The following is a 24,439-nucleotide window of genomic DNA, read 5'->3' on the forward strand; positions in this document are numbered from 1 at the left end:
TTTAGAAACATTAATTACGCGCTATGAAATAATTCCTTACGCCCCTCCCAGATTTTTATCAAAGGATTGAAAAATGCTGATCCCTTCAAAACTGAGTTGCCCGGTTAGGCAGCAAAATAGTGTAGTTCGCGATCGCTTGCTGACCAAGCTTGCCACGGCACCGAACTACCGTTTGATGCTGGTGACCAGCCCGGCGGGATACGGCAAAACGACGTTAGTGGCCCACTGGGCGGCGGGCAAAAATTGTCTGGGCTGGTATTCACTGGATGAGGGCGACAATCAGCTTGAGCGGTTTGCCAGTTATTTGATTGCCGCCGTGCAGCAGGCGTGCGGCGGCCACTGTGTAAAAAGTGAAGCGCTGAGCCAGAAGCATCAATATGCCAGTCTCTCCACTTTGTTTGCGCAACTGTTCGTGGAGCTTTCTGACTGGCACGGCCCGCTGCTGCTGGTTATTGATGACTACCATCTAATAACGAATGATGCGATTCATGAAGGAATGCGCTTCTTTCTGCGTCATCAGCCCGAAAATGTTCTCTTGGTGCTGTGCTCTCGCACTCTGCCGCAGTTGGGTATTGCCAATATGCGCGTGCGCGAGCAACTGCTCGAGCTTAACGCCACCCACCTGGCTTTTAACCACCATGAAACACAGCAGTTTTTTGACTGTCGCCTAAAAGACCCTATTGACCACGCCGACAGCAATCGGCTGTGCGATGAAGTCGCGGGCTGGGCCACGGCGCTGCAGCTGATCGCCCTTTCGGCGCGGCAGTCTACTCACTCTTCACAGCAGTCAACCCAGCAGTCGGCACGAAAACTTGCCGGGCTGAATGCCAGCCATCTATCCGAATATTTGGTGGATGAGGTGCTTGACCGCGTTGATGGATCCACCCGCGATTTTTTGCTCCGCTGCTCCTTACTGCATTCGATGAATGATGCCCTGATAGTTAAGCTGACCGGTGGCGACAACGGCCAGCAGCGCCTCGAGGAGCTTGAGCGCCAGGGTCTGTTTATTCACCGCATGGATGACAACGGCGAATGGTTCAATTTTCATCCGCTGTTCAGCTCCTTTCTGCGCCAGCGTTGCCAGTGGGAGTTGGCCAGCGAATTGCCTAAAATTCACCGTGCGGCGGCGGAGGGCTGGCTGACACAGGGTTTTCCCGCCGAGGCGATTCATCATGCGCTGGGCGCTGACGACTTGGACCTGCTGCGCGATATTTTGCTGCAGCACGCCTGGGCGCTGTTCAATCAAAGTGAGCTGCCCTTGCTCGAACAGTGTTTAAATGCCTTGCCGTACGATCGGCTGATTCAAAACCCTAAACTGGTGCTGTTGCAGGCCTGGCTGGCACAGAGCCAGCATCGCTATGCCGAGGTTGAGGCGCTGCTGGTAAGGGCAGAGAGCGAGATGATGCAGCGCAATATCGTGATGGAACAGGACCTGACCGCAGAGTTTGACGCCCTGCGCGCCCAGGTTGCCATCAACGACGGCCGACAGGATGAGGCAGAAAAATTGGCCACTGAGGCACTGCGCTTTCTGCCGTATGAGAGTTATTACAGCCGCATTGTCGCGACGTCGGTCACCGGAGAAATCCAGCACTGTAAAGGTGATTTAAGCCGCGCCCTGCCGCTGATGCAGCAAACAGAACAGATCGCGCGTCGTCATGAGTCTTACCACTATGCGCTGTGGGCGCTGCTGCAGCAAAGCGAAATTCTGATTGCTCAGGGCTTTTTGCAGGCCGCCTATGAAACGCAGGATCGCGCCTTTGAACTGGTCAGCGAACAGCACCTTGAACAGTTGCCGATGCACGAATTTTTGCTGCGCCTGCGCTCGCAGCTGCTCTGGTCGTGGGCAAGACTCGACGATGCCGAAGATGCCGCCCGCCGAGGTCTGGAAGTATTAAACAACTTTCAGCAACCGCAGCAGCTGCAGTGTCTGGCGATGCTGGCGAAATGTTCACTGGCGCGTGGCCAACTCGATAACGCGCACCACTATCTTACTCGCTGTGAAAACTTGTTGAAAACCGGGCAGTATCACATCGACTGGTTAACCAATACTGACAAGCCGCGGGTGATTTACTGGCAGATGACCGCCGATAAAGTGGCCGCCCGCCAGTGGCTTCAGCTAGCACGTAAACCCGACATGGCCGATAACCACTTCCAGCAGGGCCAGTGGCGCAATATTGCCCGCGTGCAGATTTTACTTGAACAGTTTGAGCAAGCTGAAGTGGTGCTCGACGAGCTTAATGAAAATGCACGACAGCTGCGTCTCACCAGCGACCTGAACCGGAATTTGCTGCTCAGCAATCTGCTTTATTGGCACACTGGCAGGAAAAGTGAGGCACAGCGTGTGCTGATTGAGGCGCTTGGGCTGGCGAATCGCACCGGATTTATCAGTCACTTTGTGATTGAAGGCGAAATTATGGCCCAGCAGTTGCGCCACCTGCTACAGCTAAATCTGCTGCCGGTGCTTGAACAGCGCCGTGCTCAGCTGATTTTGCGTGAAATCAATCAGCATCATCGCCATAAGTTTGCCAACTTTGACGAAAAATTCGTCAGTAAATTACTGACCCATCCGCAGGTGCCGGAGCTTATCCGCACCAGCCCGCTCACTCAGCGCGAATGGCAGGTGCTGGGACTGATTTATTCGGGCTACAGCAATGACCAAATTGCCGCCGAACTGGTGGTTGCAGCGACCACCATCAAAACCCACATCCGCAATCTTTATCAGAAACTGGGCGTGGTGCATCGTCAGCAAGCCATTCAACAGGCGCAGCATTTGCTGCAGGTGATGGGTTACTGCGCCTAGTCCCTTCCGACCTTAATAGATGAAATTACGGATAAAAAAAAGCACCGACTGTTGTTCGGTGCGTTTTTACTGTCCCTGTTGCCAGCGAATATTCTTAGTGTTTCACACTGTCGATAAAGGTCTGACGTGCCGTTTTTGATCCCAGTCTTTCCGCCTCATCCAGCAGTTTCAGCGCCTTGTCGATGTTACCGCCCTTCACTGCTTTTCTTATTGAGTCGTTGAAATAACGCTCTGAATCACTGAGCAACGGCTCTGCATTTTTAATCGGTGCAGGAGCCGGAGCCGCAGGCTGGGTATTGCCCACCACGACCGGTGCAGCAGCTGCCGGTGCCGAAGAAGGGAACAGTTGACCAATCATCACGTTACCGGTTTTTTGTTCGGCGCTAATTTTAATACTCAGCGTGCCGGTCGGCGTGTGGCGAGCAATCGGGTCTGGAATATCCGGCAGCGCGTTGCCTACGCCAGCCGCGTAGGCCTTAGCCGGGTTCACCATTTGGGTGGTGGCGGCCAAATCCTGCTCGGTGGTATACACCAGTAAATATATTTGCTTCTGTCCCAGCGCAGGCGTCAGCTTCAACGTGCCTTCGAGGCGATCGCTTGAAACAATACCCGGCTTCATATAGGGGAAATAGCTTGAAGGATAAAATGCCGCCGGATGCATCTGCTCGTCCAGCACTAACACGTTTGGCGCATACACCGTTTTTCCGGTGGCGATGCTGGTTAGCGTGATTTCCAGTGAACCTCTGTCAGCAGGCACGGCAAATGCTGCCACGGCCCCCTGAATATCGCCCTGATTAATTTTAGCGCTCCCCTCGCCCAGCGTGACGTCCTGTGTGACCGGCGGAACCAGCGGCGTCCATGAAAGATTATGTAAAGTTTGACTCGAAATAACCGGCGTAGTGTTCTCAACGCCGTTAGCGGCAAACACCCCCGCGGGTGCTGCCGCCAGCAGGCTCAGCGACAAACAGAGTGACAGCAGACTTTTTCTCATTATTGTTTCCTTAATAAACACGATGAAGCGTGGAGCAGGCCCTGACTGCAACCTGCTCGGCCCTTCTTAAATCTCAACGGATGACAGAAATTTTTACCACCAGATTTCCATTTGCGCCCCGAAGGTTACTTCACTGTCTTTACCACGGCTGAAGGTACGGTTGGCGGTGTCGCTCATGGCTAAACCGTTGCTTGCGCCGGTGTCGGTGTTATAGCCCCATTTCTCATCCCAGTTGGCATAGGTGGCGAAAACGCGGATGGCCGGACGTGACCAGATGCTGTCGCCTGCCTGCCACTGTTGAGCGAGAGTGACTTTATATTGGCCGTTACGCTCGTCGGTGCGCTGCGACTTAACGTTGTCATAGCCTACTTCAAGCAGCGTACTCATGATTGGCGTCCATTTGTACATTGGGCGCACGCCCACGGTGTACCAGGTGGTGCCATTGTTATTGTCGCGATTAACGTCTTGATACATCGCCACATACATCAGGCCCCAGGTGTCGTTGAAGTCAATGGCACCGTGGTCGATAACACGGACCATTTTACCGTTGTTATTGACTGATCCGCCGCTGGAATGGCCGTTTGCCGTACCTTGACCCGCATCGGTCATCGAGTCTGAGGCGTACTGCAGCACAAATTTGTTATAGCCGTTATAAATGCTCTGCGTGTGTTCTGCGGTCAGCAAGACTCCGTCTTTGGTGGCGTCGTCGGCCAGCGAATAGCCATCACGCGCATTGGCTCGGCCGTAATCAACACCCAGCTCCAACATGCCGCCTGGGTTGGTTTGCAGGCCTGCTAAACGCACGTCGAACACGTCATTCGAGGTTGGGATTTCTTTACGTTGATCCGCGATATACCCGTATGAACCGCCGCTTTCGGTGTTACGCGTTGCGGCGAAGGAGAGTTTACCGAAGCCGACGTCGATATCTTCCAAACCGGCACCTGGACCGGAAATATCCCAGTAGTAGAAGTCAATCATGTGCACGTCATGACGCTGGTAGAAACGCTTACCGGCCCACATCGTTGCGCCAGGAAGCCAGTCGATCAGGTTCTTACCTATCACGTTAGCTTCGCGAAAAGCCGGATCGGTTGACTCATAATCATTCTGCTGCGAAACGGAATACGCTACGTTACTGTTGAAATAGAAGCTTTTATCACCCTGCTTCCACACTTCTTGACCCAGCCTTAATTCGGCATAAGTTTCACATTCGTTACCGAGGCGATATTTGCTGTCTGCACCCGTTGCCTTAAAGCACTGCTGCTCGCCGCCGCTTCCTGTCCAGCCGATGCCGGAACGGGCATAGCCGGTGAAATCAACGGCCATAACTTGTGTAGAAAAAAGACCTGCCGTCACTGCCAGGGCCAGAGAGGAATTACGCATTGTTATCATCATTTTCTCCTGTGAGGGGATGCGTGCTTTCAAACGCCGAGCTCGGGATGCAATCGTCGACACGCGGTTCCGTCTTCGCGGAACAGGTGGCAGCGGTGTGGCGGCAAACCAATGGCAAATGTTGCACCTTCTTCTACCAGCACCACGTCGTTCTGGCGGTAAACCAGGTTCTGACGAATTGCCGGAATTTGGATGTGGATCTGCGTTTCATTACCTAATTGCTCAACCACCTGCACCTCCCCCGAAAGCGTCACTTCAGCGACGTCGCTCGATAAAAGATGCTCAGGGCGAATGCCTAACGAGAGATTGCTGCCCACTTTCACGTCGGTACCTTCTACCGGCAACCAGACCCGTTGGCGGTTCGGCAGCTCGATTTGCACGCGTGCAGGCTCGGCCTCGGTGATTTTTACCGGCAAAAAGTTCATTTTCGGTGAGCCGATAAAACCGGCCACGAAGCGGTTGGCGGGATAGTGATAAAGTTCAAGCGGCTTGCCGACTTGAGCGATATGTCCGGCGTCGAGCACTACGATTTTGTCGGCCAGCGTCATGGCTTCTACCTGGTCATGCGTGACGTAAATCATGGTGCGTTTTAACCGCTTATGCAGACGCGAAATTTCAATACGCATCTGTACGCGCAGCGCGGCATCCAGATTAGAAAGCGGTTCATCAAGCAGGAACACTGACGGCTCCGAGACCAACGTACGGCCAATCGCCACACGTTGACGCTGCCCGCCCGAAAGCGCTTTTGGGCGACGGTCCAACAGGTGTGCCAACTGCAGCACCTCAGAAACCTGATTAACCTTTTGAGTGATTTCAGCTTTGCCAGCGCCCGCCAGTTTGAGTCCAAAGGACATGTTTTCGGCCACCGACAGGTGCGGATAAAGCGCATAAGACTGAAACACCATGCCAATACCGCGCTCGGCGGGTGGCACTTCATTCATACGCCTGTCGCCAATCTTCAATTCGCCCGAGGTAATGTCCTCGAGACCGGCAATCATGCGCAGCAGTGTTGATTTGCCGCAGCCCGATGGGCCGACAAACACCACAAATTCGCCTTCGTCGATCTCCAGATTGATATCACTGGAAATCACGTTTTCACCAAATGCCTTGTACACGCCGTTAAGGGAAACGCTCGCCATCCTGAACTCCTGTACTTGCTGCCAGCGAGGAAACTGAATGCAATGAAGAGTGAAGGAACCGCAGCTAAGCGTAATCATCCGTAACAAAGTTTTTCATGGGGGAGGAGAAAGGAGGATGGGGTGTTAAGCCAAAGGGCTGAAAGTTCAAACCAAAAATCAGATTCGTGATCTGCCTGGCAAAAAATGAAGCCTAATCCCGCGTGTTTGACCACATATAGCCTAACGCTGGGAGCTACATCACACTCTGAGCCGTGGGGGCGTAGAGAGGGGGATGATGAAGCGGCGGCGGGTTGAATCCACACTGGCGGCGTACCCTGGCTTTCCCGTCTAAGACGAAAACCGACGCCTCACCGCATATAAAAGGATTGGATTATGACGCTCAGCATTAACACTTCTCGAAACAACGTACCTCGGCTTAAAACCATGCTCAGGCACACGCTGGCTCTGTCGGCACTGGCCACGCTGGTGCTGTCATCCCCCGCATTTGCCAAAATAGAAGAAGGCAAACTGGTTATCTGGATTAACGGTGACAAGGGCTACAACGGCCTGGCGGAAGTCGGCAAGAAATTCGAGAAAGACACCGGAATTAAAGTCACGGTTGAACACCCGGACAAACTTGAAGAGAAGTATCCACAGGTGGCTGCCACCGGCGACGGTCCGGACATTATTTTCTGGGCGCACGACCGTTTTGGTGGCTACGCGCAGTCCGGCCTGCTGGCAGAGATCACCCCGGACCAGGCCTTTAAGGACAAGCTGTTCCCGTTCACCTGGGACGCCGCCACCTACAACGGCAAGCTGATTGGCTATCCGGTTGCAGTGGAAGCGCTGTCGCTGATTTACAACAAAGACATTATCAAGGAAGCACCTAAAACCTGGGAAGAGATCCCGGCCCTCGACAAGCAACTGCGCGCCAAAGGCAAAAGCGCCATTATGTGGAACCTGCAGGAGCCGTACTTCACCTGGCCAATCATTGCCGCCGACGGCGGTTACGCCTTCAAATATGAAGACGGCAAATACAATATTAAAGATACCGGCGTAGACAACGCGGGTTCTCAGGCAGGCCTGCAGTTCATCATCGACCTGGTTAAAAACAAACATATCAATGCCGATACCGATTATTCCATTGCCGAAGCTGCCTTTAATAAAGGCCAAACGGCAATGACCATCGACGGCCCGTGGGCATGGTCGAACCTCGACAAAAGCAAAATCAACTATGGCGTAACCCTGCTGCCGACCTTTAAAGGCAAACCGTCTAAACCCTTTGTTGGCGTGCTCACCGCCGGAATTAACGCCGCCAGCCCGAATAAAGAGCTGGCTAAAGAGTTTCTGGAAAATTATCTGATTACCGATGAAGGGCTGGCAGTGGTGAACAAAGACAAACCACTGGGCGCGGTAGCGCTGAAGTCTTATCAGCAACAGCTAGAAAAAGACCCACGCATTGCAGCCACGATGGCCAACTCGAAAAACGGCGAAATTATGCCGAATGTCCCGCAAATGAGCGCCTTCTGGTACGCCGAACGCAGCGCCATTATCAATGCGGTTAACGGCCGTCAAACGGTTCAGCAGGCGTTGAAAGACGTCGAGACTCGCATCACCAAGTAACGGCGCGTGATGCACCGCTTTTAAAGTGAGAGAACGTTACGTTAATAGCGGGGCCAGGCCGGTACGTCTGCGCCCCGTGACTCAAAGGATTGCCCTTATGCCAGTAGCCCAAATCGGTCTGACCGCACGTAAAAAACGGCCGTTTAGTCACGCATTTAAATGGCCACTCATCGGCCTGCTTGCCTGCTTAACCGGTTACTTGATCGTTCGAATGTATGTGCAGGGTGAATACTTATTTGCCATGTTGACCCTCATTCTCTCAAGCCTGGGATTGTATATTTATGGCAACCGTCGCGCGTATTCGTGGCGCTATATTTATCCTGGTCTCGCGGGAATGTCGTTGTTTGTGCTGTTTCCGCTGGTGTGTACTATTGCCATCGCTTTCACCAACTACAGCAGTCTTAACCAGTTAACCTTTGAACGCGCTCAGTCGGTGCTGATGGGGCGCGAGTTTCAGGGTGGCAGCGCGTTAAACTTTTCGCTAATCGCTGCCGGAGACCAGTGGCAGTTAGTCCTTAATGCCCCTGACGGCAGCAATGTGCTGGTGTCGCCGCCATTTGCTTTTGATGCATCCGCGCCAAAAACGCTGGATCTCGTGGCGCAAAGCCAACCCGCCGGTGAAAAGGCCGCGCTAAGGGTGATTACGCAAAATCGTCTGGTGCTAGGTCAGCTATCGGCCAAATTACCCGACGGCGAAATTCTGCGTATGAGCTCACTGCGACAATTTTCCGGAACACAGCCGCTTTATAAGCTGGCAGAAGACGGCAAACAGCTGACCAACGTGCAAACCGGCGCCATTTATCGCCCCAATATGGAGAGTGGTTTTTACCAGGCGGTTAAGCTCGACGCAGACGGAAAATCGCAGTGGCAGGCCGAAAAACTCAGCCCCGGCTTTACTGTCGGTATTGGCTGGAATAATTTTCTGCGCGTATTACATGACGACGGCATAAAGAAACCCTTCCTGTCTATTTTCGTCTGGACGGTTATTTTTGCCCTGCTCACCGTGGTGCTGACCGTTGCAGTAGGCATGATTTTAGCCTGCGTGGTGCAGTGGGAGGCGCTGAAAGGCAAAGCGATTTATCGCATTCTGCTGATTTTACCCTATGCGGTGCCGGCGTTTATTTCGATTCTGATCTTCAAGGGATTATTCAACCAGAGCTTTGGTGAAATCAACCTGATGCTCAATGCGCTGTTTGGCATTAAACCGGCGTGGTTTAGCGATCCGCTTACCGCCAAAAGTATGATTATACTCGTCAATACTTGGCTCGGTTATCCTTACATGATGATCTTGTGCATGGGGCTGCTGAAAGCCATTCCCGACGACTTGTACGAGGCCTCAGCGATGGACGGCGCGACGCCGATGCAGAATTTCTTCCGTATCACGCTGCCGCTGCTGGTAAAACCGCTGACGCCGCTGATGATTGCCAGCTTCGCCTTTAACTTTAATAATTTCGTGCTGATCCAGCTGTTGACCAACGGCGGCCCGGACATGATAGGCACCACTACGCCGGCGGGTCACACCGATTTGCTGGTCAGCTACACCTATCGCATTGCTTTTGAGGGCAGCGGTGGCCAAGACTTCGGGCTGGCGGCGGCGATTGCGACGCTGATATTCCTGCTGGTTGGCGTGCTGGCTGTCGTGAACCTCAAAGCTTCACGACTGAAACTGGACTAAGGAGAGACGACAATGCCGATGGTTAAACCGAAGTCGCAAAAAGTCAGGCTGCTGGTCACGCACCTGCTGCTACTGAGTTTTATCGCGCTGATTTTGTTCCCGTTACTGATGGTATTCGCGATTTCGCTGCGTCCCGGCAACTTTGCCACCGGCAGCCTGATTCCGGACCAGGTGTCGTGGGACCATTGGAAACTGGCGCTGGGGATGTCGGTCACTAACAGCGACGGCAGCATTACGCCACCGCCCTTTCCGGTGATGCTGTGGCTGTGGAACTCAATCAAAATTGCCGGAATTACTGCGGTGGGTATCGTGGCGCTTTCAACCACCTGTGCCTATGCGTTTGCCCGCATGAAGTTTCGCGGCAAAAGCTCACTGTTAAAGGGGATGTTAATTTTCCAGATGTTTCCGGCGGTGCTGTCTCTGGTGGCGCTCTATGCACTGTTTGACCGGCTAGGCATCTATGTGCCGTTTCTTGGGCTTAATACCCACGGCGGGGTGATTTTCGCTTATATGGGGGGTATTGCGCTGCACGTATGGACCATCAAGGGCTATTTTGAAACCATTGACGGCTCACTGGAAGAGGCCGCGGCGCTTGACGGCGCAACACCTTGGCAGGCATTCCGTCTGGTGCTGCTGCCGCTGTCGGTGCCTATTTTGGCGGTCGTATTTATTCTGTCGTTTATTGCCGCCATCACTGAAGTGCCGGTGGCGTCTCTCCTGCTGCGTGACGTCAACAGTTACACGCTGGCGGTTGGCATGCAGCAATACCTCAACCCGCAGAACTATTTGTGGGGAGATTTTGCCGCCGCTGCCATTCTCTCGGCTATTCCGATAACCGCCGTGTTCCTGATTGCGCAACGCTGGCTGGTCGGCGGACTGACAGCGGGAGGCGTTAAAGGTTAACACTGCCCTTGCTTGACTTGTTTACTTTCTGTGTCTTGGGCGACTTAGCTGTCGCCCTTTTTTTTAGCAGATTCTGCGTCTTGTAAAACAGTTTTCAAATGTTATCTTTGAGGAATGACTTTTGATTCAAGGAGATATTGTGATTTTATTAAAGGATATGAACGCTGAGGAATTTGCAAAATATCGCACAATTTTCATCAGTGAATATGCGCAAGATTTGCAAAATACACGCGTATACAGTGCCGAAAAAGCACGTAATCAAGCCAGTGAGACCCTCAATATGATGTTACCCCAGGGTGTCGAGAGCAACGACAATGCCGTTTGGTGCATTAGCCTTTGCGCTGAACCGCAGTCGACGGTCGGCTATCTGTGGGTAGGATTAATCAGGCAGGCTGCCTGGATTAATGATTTTTACATTCTCCCAGACTGGCGCAATCGCGGGTTGGGACGTGCTGCGCTGATGGAAATGAAAGTGCGCCTGAAAGTCATGGGCATTAACGAAGTCGGCCTTCGCGTCGCACCCGAAAATCCGTCCGCCAAGGCCCTGTATGAAAAGTGTGGTTTTCATATTACGGGTATCAATATGTCTCAGAATTTGGATTAATTAAGCCTATCCCTTAAATAAATTATTTTTATCGTCACCCCGTGGCTAGCGCTTTCAATCCCGCGCCGTGGAGGCGAAAATGGTGCATGCCGCCCAGTATCTCGCCACCGAGTGACGTATAAAATCGCCTGGAGTTGTCATTACTTTTTTCCGACATCCAGTCGAGGGTGTTGCACTCACGCTCAAGCGCCAGCCGGCCAATGAATTGCATCAATTTTTTACCTGCGCCATTCCCACGATAACGTTCAGAGATAAACAGCTCTTTGATAAACATCTGTCCCGAGTATCTTGGTGACGGGTAAAGAACATTGATACAGGCAAAGCCAATCACCCGTTCACCCTGCTCTACACGGATAACCGTCACGCCTGAATCTTGGGCGAAAACTCTTGAGGCCAGATAGTGCTGCATCTTATGCAGTTCAACGACTCCCTTACCATAATAGTGCTCCTCCATTTCGGTGAAAATCGCCACCATCCGTTCATACTCATTTTTCTGGCAAATACCGACCGTAATATTCATTTTTTCCTCCCTGATAATTTCCTGAGTTTTAGCGCTAGTTTATGATTTTTTTAAGCTGACTCGGTGTTTGTTTTATCAACCTAACCTTTACCACAAATAATAAAAAGCGTCGTATAGCTTGACGCAGTTAAGCAAGTAGGTAGACTGGGCTACCTACTACTTATAAAACCTACAGGTGACTCCGTGTCCAATGACAAAACTGAAGTGTCTGAAAGTGCCCGCGATCGACTGCTCGGTGCCGCAAGCGTGCTTTTTTACAATGATGGCATTGCCGGTACTGGCATTGATGCGGTGGTAAAAAGAGCCGGTGTCGCCAAGAAAAGCCTTTATAACAATTTTGCTTCCAAAGCTGAACTGGTAGAGACCTACCTAGAGATCCGTCACGACGAGTGGCTCTCACTTTACGCCGCCAGACTGGCTCAGGCGACAACATCACAGCAAAAAGTATTGGCCGTGTTTCAAGCCTATGAAGACCACGCCGAGCACGCTTACGAACGGGGATTCAGAGGCTGTGGTCTATTAAACGCCGCGGCAGAGTTACCCGCCGGCGCTCCGGGCAGGCTGGCGGTTCGTCGGCATAAAGAGCAGGTTGAATCTATCCTTGCCGAACATCTTACCCCGCTAACCGGAGAAGATACTGACAGGGCCAATACCTTAGCCAGACACTTTTCTTTTCTGCTTGAGGGGTCAATATCCCGCGCCGGTCTTGAAGGCAACGGCAACTGCGTGCGTCAGGCGTTCGCCATGGCAAGCATGATGATGGAGGCGCTATGAGTCTAGTGGTCGGCGGTCAACTTTCCGGAACGTTAGCGGTTCTTTTTGCCTCGGTTTTATGGGGCACCACCGGCACCGCGGCAACTTTTGCGCCACAGGTGAGTCCGGTGGCCATTGGCGCCCTCGCGATGGGCGTCGGCGGCCTGCTACAGGCGCTCATTGCGTTGAAAAGCCTTGTTCGTTTTCGCCACAGCCTGCGTCAACACTGGCGCTTGGTACTCACCGGCGGCCTGGCGGTGGGCATTTATCCTTTAGTGTTCTATGCCTCAATGCACCTCGCCGGCGTCACCGTCGGTACGGTAATTTCGATCGGTTCGGCTCCCCTGCTGTCCGCACTTATCGAATATCTGTTTGAAGGCAAACGTCTGTCTGCTCGCTGGATGTTAGGTGCGTGTATTGGAATTGCAGGCATGATTTTACTGTGCCTTGGAAAGGGCGCGGGCCATGATGAGTCGGCAATGTCAGGGGACGTTCTCACCGGCGTCATGCTCGGACTGCTGGCCGGGCTAACCTACGCGCTCTATTCGTGGGCGGCAAGACAGCTAATGCAACAGGGCGTGCCATCCAAAACGTCGATGGGTGCCACCTTCGGTCTCGGTGGTCTGCTGCTGATGCCGGTACTGTTTATCACTGGCGGCCCCCTGCTGGCCTCATGGAATAATGCCGCCGTCGGCACTTATATGGCACTGATCCCGATGTTTGTGGGCTATGTTTGCTACGGCTTTGGGCTAGCGCGCATCCCGTCGAGCAGTGCCACTACACTTACCCTGCTCGAGCCGGTCGTCGCGGCGGTGTTGGCCGTGTGGGTCGTTGGCGAAAAAATATCACCGATTGGCTGGCTGGGAATGGGGATGGTCGGCGTTTGTCTGCTGCTGATAACCGTTCCGGCAAGGCGCTATCAGCCTGCACTTTCCTGATTCTTCAACTTATTTAATTAGGTTGGCAAGATAACGTGCGTTTCCCGTCAATATTCACTTGGTATGACGAAACGCACTTACGCCTCATCAATTTTATGCTTGATATGATATAAATCGTTTTTAACACTCTTCCTTAGCATCATGAATCCATTCATAAAGAAGTTCCTCAACGGCTGTGCACATTTCTGGCCACAACCCATTTTATCTAGCCGCCGTGAACGCCTTGCTGGCTGTGTCGGTGCCGGTATTGGCCTGATTCTGACCGCATGGCTTTGTCATCATGCCTTGGGCGACAGCAGCCCTTGGTTGATTGCGCCGATGGGTGCTTCGGCAGTGCTGATGTTTGCCATTCCAGCCAGTCCATTAGCCCAGCCTTGGGCGATTGTGGGGGGGAACCTGCTGGCAGCGGTTATTGGTGTCACCTGCGCATATTGCCTATCTGACACCGCGCTGGCGGCCGGATTAGCCGTTGCTTTGTCGATTGCGCTAATGTTTCCGCTGCGCTGTCTGCATCCACCTAGCGGTGCCGTGGCCGTGACAGCCGTTCTTGGCGGACCGGCAATTGCCCAGCTGGGATACGGCTTTGCCCTCTATCCGGTGCTGATCAACTCCCTGCTGCTCACTGCTGTCGCCCTGGTGTTTAATAATGCAGTAAAACGCCGCTATCCTCACTCGATGTCGAGCGCGAAAGCGGTGCCGGTCGCAGTAAATCTGCCACAGCCGGGTGTCCGCCAACGCAGGGGAATTCATCGTGAAGACTTGCACGCTGTGCTGGTCGAAAGGGGGGAGGTTCTTGATATTGATGAAGGCGATTTGCTCGAAATTCTCACTCAGGCCGAGGCGCGTGCACAGCGCAGAGCGACAACAAAATCGGCCTAAACAGTCGCTTTAACACTATCGAAAACAGCCAAAACAACCGTCAGCATGCCGCCACCACGTTGGCGGCATGCTGATTACTTCGCTTTCAATCGTGCCATCCGCTGCGGCCATGGATCGACAAAAACACCGCCCTGCTGCCAATGGGCGATTTCGGCCTCGGTGCAAAAACTTCGCGTCAACGCCTCGGTAAATTCAGCTACCCCAGCGCCCTCGCCAATCACCGTCAAGCGACAGTGCCTGTCGCCGAAACGCGAACACTGTTTCGCCACCTGCTGCTCAAGCATTTGCCGCTCCTCTGCCATCAGGCCGCTGTCAGGGTGCGCCAATACACCCGCCTTCCAATAGCTGACAAACTCCAGATTAATGCTGCCCGCCGCCTGATTCCACAGCAGTGCAAGATCGTCACGGCTGGCCATCCAAAAAAAACCTTTGCTACGATGAACCCCTTTGCCCAAAAACTGCTGGCAGGTGTCCCATAATCGCTGGGGATGAAACGGGCGTTTATCCTCTATCACCCGCGTTTCCAACATGTAATCTTCACGTCCCGCAGACGCATCGGCGCGCCCTTGGTGCATCAGTTCCATCTCATCGAGAAGTTGGGCAACCAGATGAAAATTGTAATCCGGCAGCGACGTTAGCATGCTCAAATTTACCTCTCCCCACTGCGTTGCCATAATATCGATATAGGGATTAAGCGGGTGCAGATGGTGGGCAATTTCCCTCACTGCTGAAGCACTGAGTCGGTCGGTTTTGGTCAATAACACCTTGCTCGAGAGCATTATTTGCTCGGCCAACAGGTTTTCGACCCCCTGCGTACCCTGCGCCAGGTGGCGCTGAAAGCCTTCAACCAGTGCCTCGCCGCTGCGGTAATCGTCTCTGAGCATCACCGCATCAGCCAGCGTCAAAAAGCCTTTAAGGGCGACGGTGTTATGCTGCTGAAAATAGCGCAGCAGCGGTGCGGGATGGCTACTGCCCGAGGTTTCTAGCAGCAGTAAATCGGGTTTATATTCATCGTGCAGCTTATTTAATGCTTCATCCAGTCGCCCAATTCCCTGCTCGCTGCTGATACTGGTGGCCGAAATGCTGACGAAGTTTAGCCGCGCCTTGCTCACTAATTCGGTGTTGGCAATAATCACACCGTCAACGTCCAACTCGCTCATGTCGTTAACAATTACCGCCAGCTTCACCTTTTGGTCACGCAGCTTATACAGCAGGCTTTTTAACAGCGTAGTTTTTCCTGCCCCAAGAAAACCATTGAGGATAATCAGCGGCGTTTTTAGCGTTTGAACGATGCCGGAATGTTGCAGACTCACAGCCCATGTTCCCAGGAAGGGATCGGATCGTTAAAACGTGACCACCCTTTTGGACCCTGTTTCATTTCGTCAGCGGTCAGCAGTGCATAATCCAGACGCTCGCGAAGATGCTCCTCGGCCATACTTATGCCGATAAACACCAGCTCCTGTCGTGCATCGCCGATACCGTCAATCCATTTTTCAAGAATGAACTCAAGCGTTTCAGGGTCCTGGGGCCAGTTCTCACGTGGAATGCTCGCCCACCAAGTCCCGGCCATTTCCTGATGCGCAACGCCGCCTGCTTGTGACCATGAACCGGCAAAAGTGGGACGCGTGGCTAACCAAAAATAGCCTTTAGAACGCACAACCCCTTCCAGCTCGCCCTCCATAACGTCCCAGAAGCGTTGCGGATGAAAAGGTCTGCGCGCGCGATAGACAAAATTGGTTATGCCAAACTCTTCTGTCTCAGGCGTATGTTCGCCACGCAACTCCCTAAGCCAGCCGGGTGCCTGCGAGGCTTGCTCAAAATCGAACAGTCCGCTGTTTAGCACTTTATCGAGGCCGACTTTTCCAAACGAGGAGATTTCAATTTTCGCCCGCGGATTAAGGCGGCGAAGTATCGCAAACAGTTGGTCGCACTGAGGGACATCGATAAGGTCAACTTTGTTAAGCAAAATGACATCACAAAATTCAATCTGCTCAATCAATAAATCGACGATGCTGCGTTGGTCCAATTCTCCCAGTGATTCACCGCGCTCGTGCAGCAAGGTATCTGACTGGTAGTCTTTCAAAAAGTTGTAGGCGTCAACAACGGTGACCATCGTGTCGAGACGGGCGATCGCAGACAGGCTTTGCCCCTCATCATCGGCAAAGGTGAAGGTTTCGGCGACGGGCAACGGCTCGGATATCCCCGTTGATTCAATCACCAGATGGTCGAAGCGACCGGCTTTGGCCAACCTGTCGACCTCAATCAGCAAGTCTTCACGCAGCGTACAGCAGATACAGCCATTGCTCATTTCCACCAGCTTCTCGTCAGTCCGCGACAGCTCTGCACCACCGTCACGCACCAACGCGGCGTCAATATTGACCTCCGACATATCATTAACGATGACCGCAACGCGCAGGCCCTGTCGATTATTGAGAATATGATTAAGTAAGGTGGTTTTACCGGCGCCCAGAAATCCAGAAAGCACGGTGACGGGCAAGCGCGTGTCTGGCGCGCCGTTCAGATACGGGTTTGATGACTCTGACATAATGTAGACCTCTACGGACGGGTTATAACACTGTTGATTATATTGTTATGTTATAACATAACAATATAAGATCAAGCTTATCCGTAGAAATTATTGGGTGACTCATCCACAGGCCATATGAATCACCCAGTTCACTCACGCAGTCAGTGTTTCTCGTCGCCTCGCTCGGTGTGAAACACCACGCCAAGCTGAAGGCGGACTTCATCCAGCGTTTGCATCGTCAGTAACGTGTCGTTGACAGGTCTAATCGGCGACTCCGTGAGGCCCTGCTCAACACAAACAGCAAGATGTACGGCCTGATGATAAAGCGAGTCATAGGAGTATTTAGGTTCCAGATAGGTCACTTTATCCTTTTCATTATTAAAAAGGTGGAAATTACCCGGTGCATAAAACATACCTTCAATGAAAATATATCCCTTGTTACCGGCGATAACCGCGCTGCCAGGCGTGTGGCTAAACAGCGTGGTATGGAGCGAGGACTGATGTCCGTGTGCATGTTTGAGTATGATTGATGCCTGTCCGTTGACGCCAGTCGGGGCCGTTTGGCCCGAGGCGAGTATCTGCTCGGCAGGCCCGAGAATACGGGTTGCCAGCGCCACGGGGTAAGAACCTAGGTCCATTAAGGTCCCGCCTGCCAGTTCGGGGCGCATAATGCGATGATCTTCGGTAAAATACTCGCCATGGTCGGCGATAATCGAATGAACTTCTCCGATAATTCCTTGCTCAATCACTTGCTGAATCACATCAAATTTTGGTAGGAAAGCGCTCCACATGGCCTCCATGAGAAACACGCGATGTTCGCGAGCGGCCTGCTGCAAAGACGCCACTTCCCGCGCATTTATCGCTAGGGGTTTTTCCACCAGCACGTGCTTACCCGCGCGAATCGCCTGCATCGCGCAAGCATAGTGGGCAGTATGCGGCGTTGAGATGTACACCACGTCCACATCCCCCCCGTTAAGCAGTTCCTCGATGGAGCCAAACGCCTTGGGGATACCCATTTTTTGCCCAAATTCCTCAGCTTTGGTAATAGAACTCCCCGCCACCGCCAGAATACGTTGGCGGGTATTTTTCTGCAGTGCGGCAACAAACTTTTGTGCAACCCAGCCAGGTCCTACAATGCCCCAGCGCAGCGAAGGGGCACTCATGCCGTCGGGCGTGCGCGCAGCAGGCAGTTGATAATCAAATTTCATTTTAGCTCCCGAAAAAATACGTCCAGATCGACAATATAATTTCAAATAATTATTAATGGAATTTTTATACCAAAAATTTACATAAAATACTGCTAATAGGATCCTGAAAATTACTTACGAAGCATTTTTAGGTGATAACCATCACAAATATGCATTCCAGTTCTCCAGTTAATTTTAAAAAACACCTCGCATTTTTAAATAATTATCATTTATATCAATATCTTAACTAAATTATCATCCAACAATTTCATTTTAAATGTTAATTGAAACTTTTATTCCCATGACTTAGCCTCTCCTGAGTTCAACTCGTCATTTCATAGCTGGAGTGTTAACCATGAGTCAGCCGCTTACACCCGATGTCCTGTTACAGCAGGAAATTAAGTATCGTTTCGATAATGTCGACTTTGATTTCTCCTCGGCGTGGGCCATTGGCAGCGCCATTCGCCAACGTGCCGCCGAGCTGAACGCACCTGTTTCAATTGAAGTTTATGCCTTCGGCCAGACTCTTTTCCTCTCTGCCTTACCCGGATCAAGTGCCGATAATCTTGAATGGATGAAGCGTAAGAGAAATACCGTACTGCGACTTGCCCACTCCTCTCTGTATGCGGGCGTCAACTACGAGCAAACCGGGCAGCGCATGGAGCATCACGCTTTTATCAATCAGGCTCAATACTGCGACCACGGCGGCAGTTTCCCGCTGTTAACCAAGCGCGGCGCCGTTTTTGGTGCGGTCAGTGTCAGCGGCCTGCCTTCGCACGAAGACCACGCGCTGGTGATTTATGGCATCAGCCACTATTTAAACAACCCGCAATAACGGCTTCACGAAGGACGCCACAATGAACAGCGATTACGTAAAACTTGCCATTGCCCCTATCGGCTGGACCAACGACGATATGCCGGCGCTAGGCAGCGAAAACAGTTTTCAGCAGTGCATCAGTGAAATGGCACTTGCAGGGTTTAGCGGCAGCGAAGTGGGCAGCAAATATCCGCGCGATCCCCACCTGCTCAAGCCGGCCCTGCAACTGCGCGGACTGCAGATTTGTAATGCCTGGTTTAGCACCTTCTTCGCCGACGGGCGAAGAGAGGAAACAGTGCAGGAATTCAAGGAAACACTGAGTTTCCTGCACGCCATGGGAGCGAAGGTGATGGGCTGTTCTGAACAAAGCGGAAGCATTCAGGGCAAGGCGCAACCGATTTACGGCGACAGAGTGCAGTTCAACGACGCGCAGTGGCAGCGGATCGTCGAGGGCTACAACCACCTCGCCGAGCTGGCTGCCGAGAAAGGCATATTGGTATGTTTACATCACCACATGGGCACGGGTATTCAAACGCCGGATGAAATCGACCGCTTTATGGCGTCGGTAAATCATAACGTTTATCTGCTGTTTGATACCGGCCACATTTATGCCTCTGAACTCAATCAACAAGCAGTAGAGCAGGTGCTCGAAAAACATCTTGCGCGCATCGCTCACGTTCATCTTAAAGACTGCCGTGCGGACGTTTTACAGCAGGTTATCGCTGAAAAAAGCGCGTTTATGGGCGGAGTATGTCAGGGCATGTTTACCGTGCCAGGCGACGGCGTGATTGATTTTGCACCGCTGTTCGCGCTGCTCGACAAAAGTGGCTACAAGGGTTGGATGGTGGTAGAGGCAGAGCAGGACCCAGCGCGGGCCAATCCTTTGGAATATGCCATCAGGGCGCGCCGCTATATTCGCGAAATGACAAACCTTTAATCATCAAACCTGATTACGCCCATCACAATCCTAATAAGGCGTAATCATAAAAAACTCAGGAGTATCAGATGCAAAAAGCCCTACACGGAATTTCAACCCACTACAGCAACGTATTAACTGATGCAAGAATCGCCAAGCAAACCGGCTATGACAGTCTGGAAATACTCAGCAGCAAACTGGTGCGCTACCTCGATAATGGTGGCACCACCGCCAGATTAAAAGAGGTCGTTGACGGCTATGGTTTGTCAGTAGGTTGTGTCAATGCCCTGCTTGAAATTGAACGCCATCAGGGAGAGCAGAAGAAAACCATGCTGGCCGAAGCAACGCGTTTAACCCGCGCGGCGGCAGAGCTTAACTGCCCGACAGTGCAAATTCTGGCGCTTAACGGCATCGACGACCTGCCAGAGGAACAGGTGATGGATATCATCACTGAAAACGTAAGCGCCATCGCCACTATCGGACAGGAATACGGCGTGCGCTATCAAATTGAAGTGATCGCCTTCACTAAATTCCGCACTCTGGAACAGGGTCTGGAAGTCATCCGCCGCGTCGGTAAAGACAACGTCGGCATGGTGATTGATTTCTGGCACCTCTATGCTTCAGGCTCCAAACCAGAGGACATCGCGCGCCTGGATAAAAACCTGATTTATGGCGTGCATTTCTGTGACGGTCGTCTGCCCAAGCCCGGTGAACCCTGGGACCAGATGGTGCTGCGAAACTGTATGCCGGGCGAAGGTGAAATTGACATTCAGGCCTGGGTTGACGCCGTTAAAGCCACCGGCTACGACGGCATGTGGTCGGCAGAACTCTTCAGCCCCAACCGCTGGGAGTACGATCTCATCGAGATTGCGACTGAGTGTCGTGAGAATATGGTCAAGTATATGGGGTAAATTTCCCTTTAAATTCCGCATTATTCTCACGCCTCTCCCCCCGTTAATATGCTCGGTGTTAGAAGCAAAACTATGTAGATGCACCGCTCTCTTTATTTCAAATGCTACCGTCGGAAACGGCTCGCGGGATGTTGCGACGGCAGCCTGTCGTGATTAAACAGCTTTTTCCTCAGTGAGCCGCTTTCATATTCCGTCTTATAACGTCCGCGCTGCTGTAATTCAGGCACCACTAAATCAATGAAATCGATATAGCTCTGCGGATTGAGGATGCGGGTCAGATTGAAGCCATCAATGCCGCATTCATCCACCCATTTCAGCAGTTCGTCGGCCACCTGCGAAGCACTGCCGACTATCAGAGAGTAGCGCCCGCCCATGGCGTGCTGCTCAAGCAGACGGCGTCGAGTCCAGCCACTGTAGGCTTTGCTCACGGACTCAATCGCCCGCGTTGGTCCGCTTTGAATCGGTTCATCGAGTTCGAACTGCGACAGGTCAATACCGGTCGAACTCGAGAAATGCGCAATGCCTGCTTCGGGGCTGGCGTAGTGTAAATACTCCTGCTCTTTCTCACGCGCTTCGCGCTCGGTGGCGGCAACAATCACGGATACGCCCATGAAAATCTTTATGTCGTCAGGCTGGCGGCCGGCCTGCTGTGCAGCCTGGCGTAGCTTGTTCACCTGCTCACGCGTGCCCTGTCGTGTGCTGCCGCTAACGAAGGTGCATTCGGCGTGGCGGGCGGCAAATTCAATGCCGCGCGATGAACTTCCAGCCTGAAAAAGCAACGGGGTGCGCTGCGGCGATGGCGAAGAAAGGTGATAGCCATCAACCTGATAAAACTCGCCGTGATGATGTACCGGATGAATTTTTGTCGGATCGGCATAAATGCGCTGCTGTCGGTCTGCCACCACCGCGTCGTCTTCCCAGCTGCCTTCCCAGAGCTGGTAACTGACGTCAAGAAACTCGTCAGCCTGATCATAGCGTCGGTCATGACTCAATAACTCCGTTTGCCCCACCGCACGCGCGGCGCTGTCGAGGTAGCCGGTCACAATATTCCAGCCAACGCGGCCGTTGGTCAGATGATCGAGGGTAGAAAAACGCCGCGCGAACGGATAAGGCGCCTCGTAGCTCAGATTGGCGGTGAGTCCGAAGCCGAGATGTTCGGTCACGCTCGCCATCGCTGACACCAGCATCAGCGGGTCGTTGACCGGCAGTTGAATCGACTCTTTGGCGGTTAAGGCTATGCCCTGCTGATAAACGTCGTAAACGCCGAGAATATCGGCAATAAACAGTCCGTCGAACAGCCCGCGCTCCAACGTACGCGCCAGCTCAAGCCAATATTTTAACGAGGTAAACTCGGTGGACTGGTCCTGCGGATGCGTCCACATGCCGTGGTGAATATGGCCCACACAGTTCATATTGAAGGCGTTAAGCAACACTTTCTTGCCGCTCTGACTCATAAGGTGCCTCTTCGCGGCGGAAGTACGCCGTTTAATACATAGTTGCCGATGACCGGATATTTCCAGCGCACCGGGTCGTGCAGCGTGTGCGTGCGTGCATTGCGCCAGTGGCGGTCAAGGTTGTGCTCACGCAGGGCCGATCGCGTGCCGGAGAGTTCAAACAACAAATTCCCCGCCTCCAGCGCCACCTCTGTGGTCCAGGCGCGCGCTGTTGCAACTGACACCGAAGCTGCGGCCACGGTCTGTTCATGCGCGTCAAGCTGTGCGAGGTCTACGGCTTTCCCAGCCTCCTGCAGCAGGGCATCACCCGCCTGTAAACGTGCGGCAAGTTGCCCTGTGCGGTCGAGAGTCAGCGGGTCGTCGCTGGCGCGCGCCAGATTCGAATCAGGCCACGGCCGGGAACGCGTGTTGATAAACAGCAGCATGTCGTTGAATGCAGCGCGGGCAATCCCCTGGTCGATGGCGGCGTGCATAATTTGCGCAACCGGTCCGACAGCAGTCGGTCGCTCAAACGCGCTATGAAACGGCACAATATCTTCAACGTCTACCTCGACTGCCTCAAAAATCACCGTTCCGCTACCGGTGGTGCGCTGCCCGAATCCCGACCAGTCATCGATAACCGTCACTCCCTTCTGATGCCGTGGCACAAACACCAACTGCTCCTGGCCTTCGGCGTTACGCGCCGCTGTAGGAATACGGTCGGCGAACACTGCACCGGTGGCATAAAACTTTCTCCCTTCAAGTAAATAATGCGCGCCGTTTTCCAACACTGTGGTGCTGCGCTGGTGCGCCGTGGGGGACGAAAACTCGGCCAGAGCATTGCCCAAATGCACGCCTTGCAGCACTTCGCGGTAAAACCGCTGCTGCTGTGCCTCACTGCCGTTGACGCGCAGCACTTCGAGGGCATAAAAATGGTTCTGTGGCACTTGGCCGATAGCCGCGTCGGCCTCGCTTAATAGGGCGATAACGTCGGCTAATACCGCTGTTGAAACGGCTATTCCGCCCCATTTTCGCGGGACGGTGATGGCGCCAAGCCCGGAGGCAAACAACTCCTCCAATGGTGCAACGGGCAGCTCGCGGTCTCGGTCGCGGCGGGAAGCATCGACGCGAAATGCCTGGGCCAGTTCACGGGCAACGCTAAGTGCCTGCTCTGGCGAGCTGATAATGTGGGTCGGCCGTTTTGGCTTAATCTGAATTGCGGTCATAAAACGTCCTTATATCCAAGCATGTCGCACCGGATAAACGCCATTAAGGTAATAATTGCCGATGGCGTAATACTTCCAGCGCACCGGGTCATGCAAAGTATGAGTTCGGGCATTACGCCAGTGCCGGTCGAGGCCGTGTTGACTCAGCGTGGCCCTGCTGCCGCCCCACTCCAGCAGTTTTTCACTGGCCTTCAATGCCACCGAGGTGGTCAGCACTTTGGCTTCAGCGACAGCAATAGAGGCCTTGGCGGCTATTTCGGCCGTGAGCTGCGTGGGGTTTATGCCGTCGAGCACGCTGGCTGCCCTTCTTAGCAGAGCCTCGGCAGCGCTCAGTTCAACGTTTACGCGGCCAACGTCGGCCTGCAAATGAGGATCATCGGCATTGTGCGCTACGCCGGCATCGACCCACGGCCGTGACTGGGTGCGAATAAATTCACAGGCTTCATCAAATGCGCCTCGGGCAATGCCCGCATCTATGGCCGCTTGAATCAGCTGTGAAACCGGTCCGCGCAGTGAAGGTTTATCCTCAGCCGGTACCGGCACAATCCACTGTGGATTGACCCACACTTCGTTAAGACGCACGGTGCCGCTGGCGGTGGTGCGTTGACCGACGCCGGACCAGTCATCAATCACCTCAAGCCCGTCGGCAGGTTGAGGTATAAACGCCAACACCGCTTTGCCGTGGTCATCAACGGCGGTGGTGACCACGATGTGAGCAAACAGTGCACCGGTGGAGTAAAATTTTTCGCCGCTCAGGCGCAGTCCATCAGGCCGCTGATGCAGTCGAGCCAGCACTTCACGCGTGTGGTGCGTATTTTTTTCCGGTCCACCGTTGCCAAAGCGCTGGCCTTCTACCACTGCCTTAAACAGCGACTTTTGTTGGCCGTAGGTTCCCTCATCACGTAAATACTGAATCAGACCAAAGTGATTCTGCGGAATTTGGCCCAACGAAGGGTCGGCGGCCGAAATCAGCCGAAACACCTCGGCTACCGTGCGATACGAGAGCCCACCGCCGCCAAACTCTCGCGGTACCGAAATACTGCCCAGACCCAGACGGCTAAACAGTGACAGCGCCTCCAGCGGGTAAATACGCTCTCTGTCACGCCTGACGGCCTCCTTCGCCGCCAGTTCTGCCACGGCACGCGCCGCCTCGAGTGCCTGCCGCTCATCGGTTAAAACGGCCGCTTTAGGTGCGGATCTCGGTGTGAGCTGTTGCGGTTGAGTCATTG

21 protein-coding genes are annotated in these 24,439 nt (G+C 53.3%); 11 read left to right on the top strand and 10 right to left on the bottom strand.

The features are described 5' to 3' along the window. The first annotated feature begins 73 nt into the window (after positions 1–73). Entirely contained in the window at positions 74–2,800 is a 2,727-nt protein-coding gene (malT, locus tag GA565_RS14980) for an HTH-type transcriptional regulator MalT (RefSeq protein ID WP_152199126.1), read from the top strand. A 94-nt stretch (positions 2,801–2,894) separates the two neighbouring features. Here malT and malM read toward each other — a convergent pair whose 3' ends face one another. The 3 genes from malM to malK form a co-directional block, all read right to left on the bottom strand. Next, positions 2,895–3,791: a maltose operon protein MalM gene (gene malM, locus GA565_RS14985; protein WP_152199127.1), complete on the bottom strand. Its 897-nt coding sequence runs from the start codon at positions 3,789–3,791 to the stop codon at positions 2,895–2,897. 93 nt (positions 3,792–3,884) lie between these two features. Continuing rightward, entirely contained in the window at positions 3,885–5,180 is a 1,296-nt protein-coding gene (locus tag GA565_RS14990; RefSeq protein WP_152201530.1) for a maltoporin, read from the bottom strand. Between the two features lie 29 nt (positions 5,181–5,209). Next, positions 5,210–6,319 carry a maltose/maltodextrin ABC transporter ATP-binding protein MalK gene (malK, locus tag GA565_RS14995; protein ID WP_152199128.1) on the bottom strand — a complete coding sequence of 370 codons (1,110 nt, stop codon included), beginning with the start codon at positions 6,317–6,319 and terminating at the stop codon, positions 5,210–5,212. A gap of 423 nt (positions 6,320–6,742) precedes the next feature. On the opposite strand from malK, the gene malE reads away from it, so the two are divergent. The 4 genes from malE (at position 6,743) to GA565_RS15015 (ending at position 11,103) form a co-directional block, all read left to right on the top strand. Next, positions 6,743–7,921, top strand: coding sequence for a maltose/maltodextrin ABC transporter substrate-binding protein MalE (gene malE, locus GA565_RS15000; protein WP_152201531.1), 1,179 nt, complete (start codon positions 6,743–6,745; stop codon positions 7,919–7,921). Positions 7,922–8,018: 97 nt separating this feature from the next. Further along, a complete protein-coding gene (malF, locus tag GA565_RS15005) occupies positions 8,019–9,596 on the top strand; it encodes a maltose ABC transporter permease MalF (protein WP_152199129.1) in 1,578 nt (525 codons plus the stop codon). A 12-nt stretch (positions 9,597–9,608) separates the two neighbouring features. Then, positions 9,609–10,499 carry a maltose ABC transporter permease MalG gene (gene malG, locus GA565_RS15010; RefSeq protein WP_152199130.1) on the top strand — a complete coding sequence of 297 codons (891 nt, stop codon included), beginning with the start codon at positions 9,609–9,611 and terminating at the stop codon, positions 10,497–10,499. A 139-nt stretch (positions 10,500–10,638) separates the two neighbouring features. Continuing rightward, positions 10,639–11,103 (top strand): GNAT family N-acetyltransferase, encoded by a 465-nt coding sequence (locus GA565_RS15015; RefSeq protein WP_152199131.1) that lies wholly within the window; start codon positions 10,639–10,641, stop codon positions 11,101–11,103. A gap of 34 nt (positions 11,104–11,137) precedes the next feature. Here the strand turns inward: GA565_RS15015 and GA565_RS15020 are convergent, their stop codons facing one another. Next, entirely contained in the window at positions 11,138–11,623 is a 486-nt protein-coding gene (locus GA565_RS15020) for a GNAT family N-acetyltransferase (protein ID WP_152199132.1), read from the bottom strand. 183 nt (positions 11,624–11,806) lie between these two features. Here GA565_RS15020 and GA565_RS15025 point away from each other — a divergent pair, with 183 nt between their 5' ends. The 3 genes from GA565_RS15025 to GA565_RS15035 all read left to right on the top strand — a co-directional run bounded on the left by GA565_RS15025 (position 11,807) and on the right by GA565_RS15035 (position 14,193). After that, complete coding sequence (locus GA565_RS15025; protein WP_152199133.1) at positions 11,807–12,397, top strand: TetR/AcrR family transcriptional regulator; 591 nt, start codon at positions 11,807–11,809, stop codon at positions 12,395–12,397. Next, positions 12,394–13,314: a DMT family transporter gene (locus tag GA565_RS15030; RefSeq protein ID WP_152199134.1), complete on the top strand. Its 921-nt coding sequence runs from the start codon at positions 12,394–12,396 to the stop codon at positions 13,312–13,314. Before GA565_RS15025 ends, GA565_RS15030 begins: the two co-directional genes overlap by 4 nt. A gap of 138 nt (positions 13,315–13,452) precedes the next feature. After that, positions 13,453–14,193 (top strand): HPP family protein, encoded by a 741-nt coding sequence (locus GA565_RS15035; RefSeq protein ID WP_152199135.1) that lies wholly within the window; start codon positions 13,453–13,455, stop codon positions 14,191–14,193. A gap of 74 nt (positions 14,194–14,267) precedes the next feature. Here the strand turns inward: GA565_RS15035 and GA565_RS15040 are convergent, their stop codons facing one another. From GA565_RS15040 to GA565_RS15050, 3 genes are all read right to left on the bottom strand, one after another. Beyond that, entirely contained in the window at positions 14,268–15,506 is a 1,239-nt protein-coding gene (locus GA565_RS15040; RefSeq protein ID WP_226950973.1) for a GTP-binding protein, read from the bottom strand. Further along, positions 15,503–16,738, bottom strand: coding sequence for a zinc metallochaperone GTPase ZigA (gene zigA, locus GA565_RS15045; RefSeq protein WP_152199136.1), 1,236 nt, complete (start codon positions 16,736–16,738; stop codon positions 15,503–15,505). Before zigA ends, GA565_RS15040 begins: the two co-directional genes overlap by 4 nt. Before the next feature lie 143 nt (positions 16,739–16,881). Then, entirely contained in the window at positions 16,882–17,928 is a 1,047-nt protein-coding gene (locus GA565_RS15050) for a Gfo/Idh/MocA family protein (protein ID WP_152199137.1), read from the bottom strand. A 334-nt stretch (positions 17,929–18,262) separates the two neighbouring features. On the opposite strand from GA565_RS15050, the gene GA565_RS15055 reads away from it, so the two are divergent. The 3 genes from GA565_RS15055 (at position 18,263) to GA565_RS15065 (ending at position 20,551) form a co-directional block, all read left to right on the top strand. Continuing rightward, entirely contained in the window at positions 18,263–18,742 is a 480-nt protein-coding gene (locus GA565_RS15055; RefSeq protein ID WP_152199138.1) for a heme-degrading domain-containing protein, read from the top strand. 22 nt (positions 18,743–18,764) lie between these two features. Then, the gene (gene iolE, locus GA565_RS15060) at positions 18,765–19,661 is read left to right on the top strand and encodes a myo-inosose-2 dehydratase (protein WP_152199139.1); all 897 of its coding nucleotides are present in this window, start codon (positions 18,765–18,767) and stop codon (positions 19,659–19,661) included. 68 nt (positions 19,662–19,729) lie between these two features. Then, positions 19,730–20,551, top strand: coding sequence for a sugar phosphate isomerase/epimerase (locus tag GA565_RS15065; RefSeq protein WP_152199140.1), 822 nt, complete (start codon positions 19,730–19,732; stop codon positions 20,549–20,551). Between the two features lie 104 nt (positions 20,552–20,655). Here GA565_RS15065 and GA565_RS15070 read toward each other — a convergent pair whose 3' ends face one another. Genes GA565_RS15070 through GA565_RS15080 form a run of 3 tightly spaced genes read right to left on the bottom strand, consistent with a single transcriptional unit; the run spans position 20,656 to position 24,437 of the window. After that, a complete protein-coding gene (locus GA565_RS15070; protein ID WP_152199141.1) occupies positions 20,656–22,005 on the bottom strand; it encodes an LLM class flavin-dependent oxidoreductase in 1,350 nt (449 codons plus the stop codon). Continuing rightward, positions 22,002–23,210 (bottom strand): SfnB family sulfur acquisition oxidoreductase, encoded by a 1,209-nt coding sequence (locus tag GA565_RS15075; RefSeq protein WP_152199142.1) that lies wholly within the window; start codon positions 23,208–23,210, stop codon positions 22,002–22,004. Before GA565_RS15075 ends, GA565_RS15070 begins: the two co-directional genes overlap by 4 nt. Before the next feature lie 9 nt (positions 23,211–23,219). Then, positions 23,220–24,437 carry an SfnB family sulfur acquisition oxidoreductase gene (locus GA565_RS15080; protein ID WP_152199143.1) on the bottom strand — a complete coding sequence of 406 codons (1,218 nt, stop codon included), beginning with the start codon at positions 24,435–24,437 and terminating at the stop codon, positions 23,220–23,222. Positions 24,438–24,439 lie beyond the last annotated feature (2 nt).

This window comes from Rouxiella sp. S1S-2, assembly GCF_009208105.1.
Classification (GTDB): domain Bacteria; phylum Pseudomonadota; class Gammaproteobacteria; order Enterobacterales; family Enterobacteriaceae; genus Rouxiella.

Excerpts from the sequence above, each read along its gene's own strand:
- malT (WP_152199126.1), top strand. The coding sequence starts at position 74 with ATGCTGATCCCTTCAAAACTGAGTTGCCCGGTTAGGCAGCAAAATAGT.
- malM (WP_152199127.1), bottom strand. The coding sequence starts at position 3,791 with ATGAGAAAAAGTCTGCTGTCACTCTGTTTGTCGCTGAGCCTGCTGGCG.
- GA565_RS14990 (WP_152201530.1), bottom strand. The coding sequence starts at position 5,180 with ATGATAACAATGCGTAATTCCTCTCTGGCCCTGGCAGTGACGGCAGGT.
- malK (WP_152199128.1), bottom strand. The coding sequence starts at position 6,319 with ATGGCGAGCGTTTCCCTTAACGGCGTGTACAAGGCATTTGGTGAAAAC.
- malE (WP_152201531.1), top strand. The coding sequence starts at position 6,743 with ATGCTCAGGCACACGCTGGCTCTGTCGGCACTGGCCACGCTGGTGCTG.
- malF (WP_152199129.1), top strand. The coding sequence starts at position 8,019 with ATGCCAGTAGCCCAAATCGGTCTGACCGCACGTAAAAAACGGCCGTTT.
- malG (WP_152199130.1), top strand. The coding sequence starts at position 9,609 with ATGCCGATGGTTAAACCGAAGTCGCAAAAAGTCAGGCTGCTGGTCACG.
- GA565_RS15020 (WP_152199132.1), bottom strand. The coding sequence starts at position 11,623 with ATGAATATTACGGTCGGTATTTGCCAGAAAAATGAGTATGAACGGATG.
- GA565_RS15030 (WP_152199134.1), top strand. The coding sequence starts at position 12,394 with ATGAGTCTAGTGGTCGGCGGTCAACTTTCCGGAACGTTAGCGGTTCTT.
- zigA (WP_152199136.1), bottom strand. The coding sequence starts at position 16,738 with ATGTCAGAGTCATCAAACCCGTATCTGAACGGCGCGCCAGACACGCGC.
- GA565_RS15050 (WP_152199137.1), bottom strand. The coding sequence starts at position 17,928 with ATGAAATTTGATTATCAACTGCCTGCTGCGCGCACGCCCGACGGCATG.
- GA565_RS15055 (WP_152199138.1), top strand. The coding sequence starts at position 18,263 with ATGAGTCAGCCGCTTACACCCGATGTCCTGTTACAGCAGGAAATTAAG.
- iolE (WP_152199139.1), top strand. The coding sequence starts at position 18,765 with ATGAACAGCGATTACGTAAAACTTGCCATTGCCCCTATCGGCTGGACC.
- GA565_RS15065 (WP_152199140.1), top strand. The coding sequence starts at position 19,730 with ATGCAAAAAGCCCTACACGGAATTTCAACCCACTACAGCAACGTATTA.
- GA565_RS15070 (WP_152199141.1), bottom strand. The coding sequence starts at position 22,005 with ATGAGTCAGAGCGGCAAGAAAGTGTTGCTTAACGCCTTCAATATGAAC.
- GA565_RS15075 (WP_152199142.1), bottom strand. The coding sequence starts at position 23,210 with ATGACCGCAATTCAGATTAAGCCAAAACGGCCGACCCACATTATCAGC.
- GA565_RS15080 (WP_152199143.1), bottom strand. The coding sequence starts at position 24,437 with ATGACTCAACCGCAACAGCTCACACCGAGATCCGCACCTAAAGCGGCC.